The sequence below is a fragment of the Altererythrobacter chaiwopuensis genome, from assembly GCF_054957755.1.
In genome coordinates, this window is the sequence record NZ_JBTXJG010000001.1 from 452272 (window position 1) to 464271 (window position 12000).

At 57.6% G+C, this 12000-nt stretch carries 11 protein-coding genes; 10 read left to right on the forward strand and 1 reads right to left on the reverse strand.

Annotation, left to right across the window (positions count from 1 at the left end; translation table 11 throughout):
- Positions 1-27 precede the first annotated feature (27 nt).
- Genes ACX2DJ_RS02300 through ACX2DJ_RS02315 form a run of 4 tightly spaced genes read left to right on the forward strand, consistent with a single transcriptional unit; the run spans position 28 to position 3317 of the window.
- Positions 28-732, forward strand: coding sequence for an acylneuraminate cytidylyltransferase family protein (locus tag ACX2DJ_RS02300; RefSeq protein ID WP_462570765.1), 705 nt, complete (start codon positions 28-30; stop codon positions 730-732).
- Positions 733-776: 44 nt separating this feature from the next.
- The gene (locus ACX2DJ_RS02305) at positions 777-1673 is read left to right on the forward strand and encodes an NAD(P)-dependent oxidoreductase (protein WP_462570766.1); all 897 of its coding nucleotides are present in this window, start codon (positions 777-779) and stop codon (positions 1671-1673) included.
- Positions 1666-2406, forward strand: coding sequence for an SDR family NAD(P)-dependent oxidoreductase (locus ACX2DJ_RS02310; RefSeq protein ID WP_462570767.1), 741 nt, complete (start codon positions 1666-1668; stop codon positions 2404-2406). Before ACX2DJ_RS02305 ends, ACX2DJ_RS02310 begins: the two co-directional genes overlap by 8 nt.
- Positions 2403-3317, forward strand: a complete 915-nt coding sequence (locus ACX2DJ_RS02315; RefSeq protein WP_462570768.1) for an SMP-30/gluconolactonase/LRE family protein — start codon at positions 2403-2405, stop codon at positions 3315-3317. Before ACX2DJ_RS02310 ends, ACX2DJ_RS02315 begins: the two co-directional genes overlap by 4 nt.
- Positions 3318-3330: 13 nt before the next feature.
- Here ACX2DJ_RS02315 and ACX2DJ_RS02320 read toward each other — a convergent pair whose 3' ends face one another.
- Positions 3331-4764, reverse strand: coding sequence for a sugar transferase (locus ACX2DJ_RS02320; protein ID WP_462570769.1), 1434 nt, complete (start codon positions 4762-4764; stop codon positions 3331-3333).
- A 345-nt stretch (positions 4765-5109) separates the two neighbouring features.
- On the opposite strand from ACX2DJ_RS02320, the gene ACX2DJ_RS02325 reads away from it, so the two are divergent.
- The 6 genes from ACX2DJ_RS02325 to ACX2DJ_RS02350 all read left to right on the forward strand — a co-directional run bounded on the left by ACX2DJ_RS02325 (position 5110) and on the right by ACX2DJ_RS02350 (position 11973).
- Positions 5110-7686 (forward strand): O-antigen ligase family protein, encoded by a 2577-nt coding sequence (locus ACX2DJ_RS02325; RefSeq protein WP_462570770.1) that lies wholly within the window; start codon positions 5110-5112, stop codon positions 7684-7686.
- 694 nt (positions 7687-8380) lie between these two features.
- Positions 8381-9394, forward strand: a complete 1014-nt coding sequence (locus tag ACX2DJ_RS02330; protein ID WP_462570771.1) for a GDP-mannose 4,6-dehydratase — start codon at positions 8381-8383, stop codon at positions 9392-9394.
- A 132-nt stretch (positions 9395-9526) separates the two neighbouring features.
- On the forward strand, positions 9527-10084 hold the full coding sequence (locus ACX2DJ_RS02335) for a DUF4402 domain-containing protein (protein ID WP_462570773.1): 558 nt from the start codon (positions 9527-9529) through the stop codon (positions 10082-10084).
- A gap of 112 nt (positions 10085-10196) precedes the next feature.
- Positions 10197-10757: a DUF4402 domain-containing protein gene (locus ACX2DJ_RS02340; protein ID WP_462570774.1), complete on the forward strand. Its 561-nt coding sequence runs from the start codon at positions 10197-10199 to the stop codon at positions 10755-10757.
- A 136-nt stretch (positions 10758-10893) separates the two neighbouring features.
- Positions 10894-11373 carry a DUF4402 domain-containing protein gene (locus ACX2DJ_RS02345; RefSeq protein ID WP_462570775.1) on the forward strand — a complete coding sequence of 160 codons (480 nt, stop codon included), beginning with the start codon at positions 10894-10896 and terminating at the stop codon, positions 11371-11373.
- A gap of 66 nt (positions 11374-11439) precedes the next feature.
- Positions 11440-11973, forward strand: a complete 534-nt coding sequence (locus tag ACX2DJ_RS02350; protein ID WP_462570777.1) for a DUF4402 domain-containing protein — start codon at positions 11440-11442, stop codon at positions 11971-11973.
- Positions 11974-12000: the final 27 nt, after the last annotated feature.

Here is a 12000-nt window from a genome sequence, read left to right on the forward strand (position 1 = left end):
GTTATCCCGGCAAGGAAAGGTTTCGACTTGGAAGATAGCTTCAACACCGTTGCCCTGTTGCCGATGAAGGCAAACAGCGAGCGCGTCAAAGGCAAGAATTTTCGCGAGTTCGCCGGGAAACCGCTCTTTCGTTGGATCCTCGATAGCTTATTGGACGTCGATGAAATTGAGAAGGTCGTAATCAACACTGATGCCCGACAGATTCTGGCTGAAAATGGCCTTGAGGATGGTGCGGAAGACGGGCGGGTAATGATCCGTGACCGCAAGGTTGAAATCTGTGGCGACATGGTCTCCATGAATTTGGTCCTAGCCGACGATGTCGCAAATGTGTCGGCTGAAACCTATGTGATGACCCATACGACGAACCCGTTGCTCCGACCCGCAACGATTGCCGCTGCGCTTGAGAAATATTCCGAAGGCGTAAGAGATGGATCCTCCGACTCACTGTTCAGCGTCAATCCTGTCCAGACGCGTTTCTATCGGGCCGATGGAAGCGCGATCAACCACGATCCGGGCAATCTCATTCGAACTCAAGACCTCGAAACGTGGTACGAGGAGAACTCGAACCTCTATATCTTCAACCGCGGTAGCTTCGCCAAAACCAAAGCTCGTATCGGTGCCGCACCGATACTTCTCCCTATGGACCCGACTGAAGCAATCGATATCGATGGCCAAGCTCAGTGGGAATTGGCAGAGGCCGTTGCCCTCTATCGTCTGGGCCAGAAACCATGACCGCATCGCCAAAGATACTGGTTACTTGCCCCCCCATGCTGGGGATGATCGAATCCTTCCGGGCAGATTTTGCCGTGAAGGGCCTGGAATTGACCGCTGCGCAGGTCACGCAGACAATGCGCGAGCAAGAACTAATTGACCTGCTGCCCGGGTTTGACGGCTGGATTATCGGAGACGATCCCGCCAGTTCGCGCGTCCTCGAAGCCGGCGCTTGCGGCAAGCTGCGAGCAATCGTCAAATGGGGAGTCGGCGTGGACAACGTCGACTTTGTGGCGGCCAAGCGACTTGGGCTGAAGTCAGCGAACACTCCTGGCGTTTTCGGCAAGGAAGTAGCCGATCTTGCTATGCACTATGTGAGCGGGCTCGCCCGCCACAGTTTTCGTATCGATCGGGAAATACGCAGCGATTTCGCTTGGCCCAAACCAGCCGGGATATCACTCGCTGGCAAGAACGTCGGGCTTGTTGGCTTTGGCGATATTGGCAGAAATACGGCCAAACGTTTGCTCGCGGCAGAGATGAATCTTTTTGTCTACGATCCCTATTACCAGCATCAGGAGTGCATCGATGCTATGCAAATGGTTTGGCCAGAGGGACTTGGGAAGATGGACTTTGTTGTCTTTACAGCACCACTCACTCCGGAAACTCACCACATGCTCAACGTCAACACTGCCAAGCAACTCAAGGATGGTGTGCGGATCGTGAATGTTGGCCGAGGCCCGCTTATTCAAGAGGCGGCACTCGTCGAAGGCCTAGCCAGCGGCAAGATTCATTCGGTGGCTCTCGATGTGTTCGAGACTGAACCCTTCTCGCCAGCTAGCCAACTCCGGCAATATCCCGACAATATTTTTGGAAGCCATAACGCGTCCAACACCATTGATGCCGTGGCAAGAGTTAGCAAGCAAACCATCGCCATGATTGCAGAGATGCTTTGTGATGACTGAGCGCGCCGCCATAGTAACAGGGCCCGAGAGTGGCATCGGCGAAGCGATTGCGGCCGAATTACGCGCGCAAGGTTGGTATGTTTTGGGGATTGGGCTCGGCAAAAATGCTGATGCCTGCGATCGATATATCCAATTCGACCTTCGGCAATGCGAGCAACGGGATTTGTTCAATTCTCACTGCTTGAGCCCAGCAAGAGAGGCATTAGACGATCGGGCTTTGGGGGCGCTCGTCAACAACGCAGCAGTGCAGCTCCTTGCCCCCACCCGTTCGATCGCGCTTGATGACTGGCAGCAAAGTATGACCGTCAATTTGACTGCCCCCTTCCTATTGAGCCAGGCATTCGCGGATAGTCTTGAGGCGGCACAAGGTGCCATTGTGAACATCGGTTCGGTGCACGCGCAGGCCACAAAGCCGGGCTTTGTGTCCTATGCTACCAGCAAAGCAGCGCTTCATGGTCTTACCAAGGCACTTGCAGTGGATCTTGGGGGTGCAGTAAGAGTTTGTGCCATCGCCCCTGCAGCCATCGCAACTGATATGCTTGAGGCGGGTTTTGAGGGTCGGGCAAGCGAGCGAGAACAGCTCGACGCATTTCATCCAGCTGGCAGGATTGGCAAGCCTCAGGAAGTCGCGAAAGTTGTCGCATTCCTGCTGCAGCGCGAAATGGCATTTCTTACTGGCTCGATCTTGACACTGGATGGCGGGATCCTCTCACGGCTTCACGACCCCTCATGAACAAGCCGGTTTCGGTTTGGAGTGATCATCGCGCAACGCTGGGTGAGGGGATCATCTGGGATGGGCGGCGCGACCGATTATTTTGGGTCGACATCAAAGAAGCCAGGTTGTTTGAGACACTGCCTCATGAACCTGGGGCCCAGGAGTGGACAATTGTCGGCGATGTTGGTGGGTCAATCGGCTGCATAGCTGTCGACCCCAATAGCGCCGGTTTCTTGGCCGCCACAGGTCGGGGTATTGTGCGGCTGCGCTGCGATGATCTAGCCCGTACCGCAAAGCTCGAGGTGCTCGCCGCCGCGCCCGAAACAGAATGGCCAGGTAATCGATTCAACGATGGAGCCATTGATCCGCTTGGCGGTTTCTGGGCCGGCACCATGGACAACAAGGAAGAAAGAGTGAGTGGTGCCTGGTGGCGATGGGATGGCCACGACTTGCTGCAAATGGCAACTGGCTTCAAAGTTACGAATGGGCCTGTTTTCATTCCATTGCGTGACAGAACCTTCAAAGTCTTCTTAACAGACTCTGCCGCCGCCGCGATTTATGTTGGTAAAGTCACACCCCAAAAGGGGCTGCGTGAATTGGAGGTTTGGGCAAGATTTGATCCTCGAGAGGGCTATCCTGATGGCATGTGTCTCGACCACCATGGAAGAATGTGGATCTCATTCTGGGACGGGGCCGCTATTCGCGCATACGATCCATTACAACGAAAGTGCGGCAATGCGGTCGCCGAAGTACAGTTACCTGTAAGGCGACCGACGAAGTTGGCCTTCACACCAGAAGGGAGTTGCTTCGTCACCAGCGCAGCCGTGGGTCTTACTGGAAAAACGAACGATAATTTGATCGATGGCGCTTTGATAAAAATATCGAACTTGCACCCAGCATTTAGAATCGGACCAGCTCAGGATAATTGACTGCCAAGCCAAACTAAAATGCATTCTTATGAATAATCACACGGATTGTAAGTAAAATTATAATTAGATCGGATGCAATCGACCAGCCTTGGACATATTCAAGGTCGGCATTCAGACGGTCCGTCAACTGCCTTTCTTCGAACAGACTGCCCCGATGGCCACGCACCTGTGCCAGTCCAGTGATGCCAGGCTTTACGACATGGCGATGCCAATACGCCCCATCGATCTCCCAAAGCATGGTTGACCCAACAGCGGTGCGCTCGGCATGCGGTCGTGGCCCAACGATGCTCATGTCGCCTACAAGCACGTTGATGAATTGAGGTAGCTCGTCAAGGCTGGTGCGGCGCAGAAAGTTACCGACTCGGGTAACCCTTGGGTCACTCCGCGAAGTCGTCTTCTTTGCTTCATCATCTTGCATTTCAATCCGCATCGTTCTGAATTTCAGGATCTTGAACTTGCGATTACCGAGGCCGATCCGGTCCTGCTGGAACAATACTGGCCCGCGGCTATCCAATTTGACGAGCACCGCAATAAACGCGAGCAATGGAGCAATGATAGGCATCAGGGCGAATGTAAAAACCAGATCGAACCCTCGCTTGAGAAAGCGCTGGCTCCAGGAAAGCTGCCCGCTACCCAGGACCAGGCTTGTCTCACCTGATCGCTCACGAATAGCTAGCGGGCGTAGCGCGCTCAGTTCCGGCATCACGATTTCGGTTCGAACGTCCAGCGACTTCAACATGAAGGCCCATTGCCCCCGCTTTTTCGGGCGACAATGGACCACCACGCTATCAAGGCCGAGAGCCAGTTGCCCAAGCAAATCGAGCATGGCCGGATTGTCAGGGGCAGGCTGCAGTCCGATGTCGCTCACATTCAGCGCCTCCGACGTGGGGGATGTTGGTATGGGCATTTCGTCATAAAGATGGAGATGAGCGAACGGGTTCGAGCCAAGCGCCCGCCGCGTCAGCCCAGCAACGCTCATTCGAGCGATGCCGACAAGGATCACGGCAAGGATTGTTCCCAAACCGAGTACCGCTCGCGAGAATTCCTCGCTGATCTTGAGAAAGAAGAAGATGAGGAACATCAGTAAAGATGCCCAGGCCAGCGCGGCGCCAGCGCGCCAGGCGCTGCGTAATCCATCGGCGAGTATGCTCGCAGGATAGCTCTGCACAGCCAACCCGAAGAGGAAATAGATCGGGACGATTGACGCGAGTGTACGGGAGATAAGCTCGATGTCGATCTGGGAAAGATAGGCGAGGCTGGCGACAACATAGGCGGTTGTGATGGCACCAATGTCGAGCAGGATCGCCGCTGCACTTACGCGATGTCGATGACCAGGCTTCGCTTTAAGCTCCGCAAGGAACAGATTCTCACTGCTTACTGGATCGTATTTGCTCACCTCGGAAAGCGCCACTTCTTCACCCTCGAGTCTTGGTTCGTCGACGCCCAATGCTGCGATCCTCTTTCAACTCGATCCACGACCTGACGCTTGCACTGCGCCTTCGACGCTTGATCCTGATAGCCGAGCAGCAAGTCAAAAAGGCGAATAGCCTATCACGATAATATCGCTACGAGTCTCATAGCAAGCCCGCAATCGTCAGTCGCGAGTTCGATACATATTGCAGAAAGTGAAAAGATAATCGATCCGATATTATGGAATTAGAGGTATCTGTGCAATCAGCCCTCATGAGGTAGACGGCTACCAACCATATACGTAAATGTGCCACCGTTCGAAAATTGAACACTACTGCAGGTGGCAAGATGTAGATGCCGGGATTGCCCGTGGGGAGATTAGTTGAAAACTGAAAAGCAAATCCGAGCTGGTTTCGGAAGCCTGTGGCAAACCGTGGTAGAATATCTCCTCTACGCACTGGTCACGGCCTCAATCATTCTGGGCGGAGCGCCAAGCAGCGCAAACTGGCAGATCCTGGTGATTTGCCTCGTCGCCGCCTGCCTGCTTCCGGTTGCCATTGCGGCAGGAGCGGCCAGGAAATTTGCCTCATTGCCGATGGCTCTGAAGGCCGCCGCAATCGCTATCGTCGCGCTACCCTTGCTGCAATTGATACCGCTCCCGCCGGGCGTCTGGCAGGCCTTGCCGGGCCGCGAGCTCGCTGGTGAAGTCTTCGGTTTGTTGGGGACCGCAGGGGCGTGGCGCGGGCTCTCGCTGGTGCCGCGCGATACGCTGTTCGGTTTCCTGATGCTCTTGCCGGCAGCAGCAACCTTCCTTGCATCGCTGACACTGGATCGGGCTGGGCGCAGGCGCGTCGTCGGGGTGCTCATTGCTGTCACTATTCTAGCGCTGCTGGTCGGCCTCATTCAGTTCGGCACGACGGGCTCGACGCTTGATCTTTACGATTCTCGCCATCGCGGCAGCTTCCTCGGCTTCTTCGCCAACCGCAATCACCAAGGGCTGCTTATGGCCATCGGTGGAGCTTTCGCGATCGCAGCCATCAAGGATCGCCTGCGCAACCCGCGGCTTGCGATGGCAGTCGCCGTGCTTGCGGCTATGGTCTTCTTCATTGCTGCGGTTGGCACGCTATCTCGCGCGGGTATTGGCCTGACCACAGCCGGATTGGCGGCGACTTTCTATGCCTGTTTTGTCCACGGCAAGCTGCGTTGGCAGTTCATTGTGGGCGGAGCGGTAGCGGCATTTGCCTCGTTGTATTTCGTGACCTTCAGCTCGACTGTCCAGGCGGCACTCGATCGCTTCTCGCAAATCGAGGAGAATGGTCGCCTCGAAATCTGGCAGAAGAGCTCGCCGCTGATCGAACAATACCTGCCATGGGGCGCCGGTCTAGGCAGCTTCACCACCGTCTATCCGGTGATCGAACGGCTCGATGATATCAACCCGCTCTATTTCAACAGGGTGCACAACGAATATCTTGAACTCCTGATCGAGTTTGGCCTGCCCGGCCTGATCGTCCTCCTGCTGTTCATCTTCCTTTTTGGCAAACGCATCTGGAGTGGTTGGCGCGGCAGCGAGGAACTGGGCGCCTTTGCTCTGCCGTCCGCTGTAAGCATTGTGCTGGTAGGCCTGCATTCGATTGTCGACTATCCGCTCCGCACCCAGAGCCACGCGGTTATCTTTGCTGTAGCATGCGGCTTTCTGTTCGCGCTCCACCGCAAACGTTCGGGCTCTGGCGAAACTGTTAACGACGGGCCATCCTGGACGGATCGAAGCGTGAAGCTGAAGGCAATGGGCCTCGCCGGCCAAGCGCTGGCGATCATCGCTTTTGCGTTGTTTGTGACTTACCAGCAGCAGAGCGCGGACGCAGTAGACCGCTCCGGCGCCAGCCTGGTCAATGCCGAAGGCGAGGCGATGAGCCCGGCGCAACTTGCCTCGGCCAAAAGAGCTCTCGCGCGTCAGCCACTCGATCAGCCGCTGCTCAACGCCATTTACGCCAGCGAAGTGCGAGGAGGACTCGATGAGACCCAGCGGCGCGCCTATGTGTCGACCCTCGGCAAGCTGGGCTGGCGTGACACCGCTACACAGCAAAACCTCCTGTTCGAAGCAGCCCGGCGCAATGACCTCGACGCAGCACTCGACCACATGGATGCGCTGCTTCGGCGCGGCAAGCTGGCCGAACAGATCATGCCTCTCCTTGCGCAATTGGAAGTCGATCCAACCGGGACAAGGTTGATGGCCGAGCGCCTTGCGAACAATCCCGTCTGGCGTGAACGTTATTTCCGCATGGCCGAGCCCTTGGCCAACCCGGAGATCCTCGACGCGCGCTTGCGGCTGTTTGATTACATGGCCGAACACGACATGCCGGTCGATCGCGTGGAAATGCGCGCGGCGCTTTATGCGCTGTTCAATGCCGGCCGCAAGGGCGCGATAGCCGATATGGTCAGGGCCCAGCTCCCCGCCGAAAAGAAGTCGCAATTATTGTACGATCCTGATTTCGATCAATGGCTGGGAGAACCTCCTGAAACCCGTTGGGCCACCGCGCCGCAGGACTGGCGACTCACCAACCGGTCCGGGATCTCCGCGCAAATCATTGCCGAAGAATGGAGCAGCCGCCTGGTGCTGCGCTGGAACGGCCGGGGCGCCCCGATCATCGCGCGGACCATGACCTTTCTCACCGAAGGCCAGAGACCGGAGCTGGAGGTGACGCTGAGTGCGGGCAGCCAGCTTCGCGGCCTCGATTCGCTGCGCTTTACACTGATCTGCCCCGGCGCGCGCGAGGTGCTGCTTGTGCGCAAGGCCGCGGGTTCGGCAGGAAACCCCGGGATGGACCGCCGTTCGGCCTTCTACGAGGCCGAGAGCGGTTCGGCTTGCGACTACCCTGAGTTGTTTATCGGCGGCATGCCCAGGGTGGGCAATCGCGGCGCGGATCTGTCGATTGATTCGATCAAGCTGACCGTGCCTTGAGCGTTCCGGGTTTAGTCTTGCGATCGCTGCCGCGTGCCTGCTCCACCGCGCAAGCGCCTGGCGCAGGCACTTGATCAACTGCTGGCAAGCATAACGGCCTTCGTGGCCCACGGGCCCAGTTCGGCGAGGTCGCTGGCAACATCGCCGCCGACCACCCTACCATTGATCCCTAATCTTGCTTGCATTTCGTAGCACAGGGAATGACGGAGAAGACATATCTCGAGAAACGGCGCAGGGCCCGGATACTTGCCTGACATGAACGATATCGCTTCCTGTTCCGGCGAGTAGCCGCCCTGTTCTGCGCGATATCGCTGCCTGTTAGCGCGATTAAATACCCTGTTCTGGCGAAGAACAGGGAAACGATGATTCCCATCCCATAACCATCTGTAATCGCGTGAGTAATTTATCGGCGGATCGGGCGCAATCACCCCAAAAGGCCTGTTTCGCGCCCGAAATGAGCGATTTACCCTGTTAATTCCCTGCCAAACAGGCAAATCAGTGCCGCGACCAGCTGCGCTCGCGCCGCCCCGAATACCCGATAACGCAAACGCGCGGTGATATGATGATGCCTGGTGTCCTGCCCTCCCGTCTTCGGCCTTCGGCGACCAAGCCCGATGCGATTGGCACGGATCGCAGTGCGACGTGGCGCAGGATCAGCCTCGCCAAGTGGCCGCGCGAGCGCTAACCAATGCCCATGCGCTCCGCCCTCATCACCGGCTCCGCCGGCTTCATCGGCTATCACCTGGCCCAGCTGCTGTTGGACGAGGGGTTTGCCGTCACCGGCTATGACGGAATGACCGATTATTACGATGTCCGGCTGAAAGAGCGGCGCCACCAGATGCTGCTGCAAAACCGGCATTTCCGCGCAGAGGTTGGGATGCTTGAGGATTTCGAGCATTTGCGCACCATCGCGGTGGAATCCCGCCCCGACATCATCATCCACCTCGCCGCACAGGCAGGCGTGCGATACAGCCTCGAGAACCCGCGCGCCTATGTCGATGCCAATCTGGTCGGCACGTTCAATGTGATGGAAGTCGCGCGCGAGTTGAAAGTCGCCCATCTGCTGATGGCATCAACCAGCTCGGTCTATGGCGCCAATACGGCGATGCCCTTTACTGAGACAGATGCCTGCGACACGCCGTTGACGCTTTATGCCGCGACGAAGAAGGCAACCGAGGCAATGGGCCATAGCTATGCCCATTTATGGGGCATCCCCACCACGATGTTCCGTTTCTTCACCGTCTATGGCCCCTGGGGCAGGCCCGATATGGCACCGTTTAAATTTACCAAAGGGGTTCTCGAGGGCACGCCGATCGACGTATACAACCATGGCGATATGTATAGGGACTTCACATATGTAACCGATCTGGTTCGGGGGGTCCGGTTGCTTGTCGATGTCCCGCCGCCCGCCGTCGATGCGCGCGGCGAGCCGATCAAGCAAGACAGCCTTTCGCCCGCCGCACCTTTTCGCGTGGTGAATATCGGCAATGGCGAGAAAGTCAGGTTGCTCGATTTCATCGAAGCGATCGAGGAGGCCTGCGGCCGCGAGGCGATCAGGAACCTGCTGCCCATGCAGCAGGGCGATGTTTCGGCAACCTGGGCTGACAACAGCTTGCTGCGCGCGCTAACCGGTTACGCACCGCAAACCTCTGTGCGTGATGGCATGGCACGCTTTGTCGCATGGTACCGCGATTATTACGCAGTATAAGCCCTGCTTTGACACGCGCGGCTGGCAATATGCGCCTGTGGAGCTATACTCGCGTTTCTCGTCGAATTTATTCCCGGGTCGCGGCACGTCTTGAAATCCAATTTCCATCCCGCACAATCCAGGCGAAGCCAATTGGCAACGCAGCGTTTCCGCTGGCGCACGGCCAGCGCAATTGCGGCCTTCAGCTGGCTCACCCTGCTCGCTTCGCCAGCAGCGATCGCCAACCAGTCAGCCCTTCGCATCATCAGCAATTCAGAACTTCGTTTCGGAACCTTCGCCGTGCCAACGCGCGGTTTCAGGGAGGTTTCGGCATCGGGCGCCGTGACCAGCGCCGGTGTGTTCGTGCTCAGCGACACTGGCACGGGCCCGGCGCGCTTCACCGTGGAATATGATCGGGGCAACAATGGCCGCAGGCGGATGGATCTTGAAATCGAGCTGGTGATGTCGGCGCCCCCGGCTTTTGGCAGTGGCGGCCTGACGGCCCGGCTCAGCCGTTATCAGACCGATCTGCCCGGTTACAGCTTTATCGAGCCCGGACAGGTCATCCGGATCGAGATGCTCAATTGCGTCCAGCGAGTCTGCTCGATGTCTTTCAATGTTGGCGGACGGCTGGATGTCGAGAGGATCTTTGGCGGAGGGCCGATCGCGATCCCGATTCCTGTCGATGCAGCGCTCGTATCGGTGCGTTAGTTTCCGGCAATCCAGGTGCGCCATTCTGGCACATAAGTGTAATTACCTGATTGTAGGCTGAGATTTTCCTGCGAGCTTCTTCCTAGGATGTTCAAATCCTGAGGAGGCAAGCATGATCTCCAAAGAAACCATGGCTATCGTTGCCACTTTTGGGCTGGCCGCGTTGCCCGCGCCCTCGCTGGCGGCACCGGGGAATGAGGCAACCGCCTCCGGCAACGCCAGCGCCGAAGTGATCGCCCCCCTGACGTTCGAAGCGGTTGCCCCGCTGGAGTTCGGCACGCTGGCGGTTTCGCCAAGCGACAGCGGCTCGATCAGCGTTGACCCAGCCGGCGGCGCCCCGGTCTACACAGGTTCGCTGAGGGCTGCCTGCAGCGCCGCCGCGCTGTGCGATGCTTCACCCGCCCGATTCGCCGTGCGCGGGCAGCCGGGCCGATATTACCGGATCGAATATCCCGATCAGACATATGCGAGCCCGGTCAGCTCATCTGCGCCAGCTCTGCTGGTCAAGCAGATCACTGTCGCGACCGACAACCTTTCTTCCCAGGGAGCGCGCGGCCAATTGAGCGCAGAAGGGGCGGACGGTTTTCGGGTTGGGGGCACGCTGGAAGTTCCCGGCGGAACTGCCGCCGGGAGATACAGGGCCACGTTGAATATAGTTGTTTCCTATGATTGATGCCAGTTTAATGGCAAGAATAACATACTGTATTTATATGTTTTTATGGCAAAAAGGATTTTTTAAGGGTCACGTAGTTATACCTATGTAAGCACCGGCAGCCGCCGGGCGAACCAAAACATTTGGAGACTACGTAATGAAGAAGTTCGTTCTGGCAGCCTTTGGGGCCGCCTTCGCTATTCCGGCTGCCGCTGCGCCCGGCGACACTGACACCGCCCAAGGTGCAGCTACTGCGGTAATCGTTGCGCCGATTTCGATCGTGCATGATGGGGGTGCGCTGGATTTCGGCACGATCGTTCCGGGGACCAACGGCGGAACCGTGGTCGTGACCACCGCTGGCGTGGGTTCTGTTACTGGCGACGTAACATTCGTGCCCACCTCGACCAATTCGGAAGATACTTTCTCGGTTACGGGCGATGCCAACCGCGATTTCAACATCGTTGCAGGTAATGAGGTAATGGCTGGGATGTCCTTCACCACGGACGTCGCGACCACAGGAAGCCTCGACGCATCGGGCCTGGCCACTGTTTCTGTTGGGGGCACTTTGACAGTGGCCGCCAATCAGGCCGCCGGCACCTATAATGGTACCTATGACGTGACGGTCAGCTACAACTGATGTCCTGACGAGACCGGCCGCCACTCCGAGTGAGATTGGCGGCCGGCCAGCCAGAGGACCAGCACGATGATCCATCAGAAACTGATCCAAGGCCTGAAAGGACTTAGCGCTGTCTGCACAGCCTGCCTGGCAGTGGCCGCCCATGCCGCGCCCGGCCAAACCGATTTTGCGCAGGGCGAGGCCCAGGTGGAGGTGGCCAGTCCGCCTCAAATCCTGCCGGTTGAAGACCTCCGCTTTGGCCAGATCCTGGCTCCACCAGTTGCTGGTACAGTTACGATTACACCGGCCGGTAGCGTAACCAGTTCGTTCGCTCTTCCCGCGTGGCCAAGCGTCAGGGGGCCGGCCCAATTCCTGGTCCTGGGCGATGCCAACCGCCGCTTCATCACTTCGCATTCCAACAGCACAGTGATCTCGAATGCTAACGGGGCAAGCATGACCGTGAGCAATCTGGCGTTCAATCGCTCCTCTGCAAGCCCGATCAATCGCCTTGATGCGAACGGGTTCTTCATCCTTTATATCGGCGGCACATTGAATGTGCAGGCCAACCAGCAGCCCGGCGATTATTCCGGGGTGTTCGAAGTTACCGTTTTCTATCTTTGAGCTAAGGTAGAACCCCTAGGCGTTTAC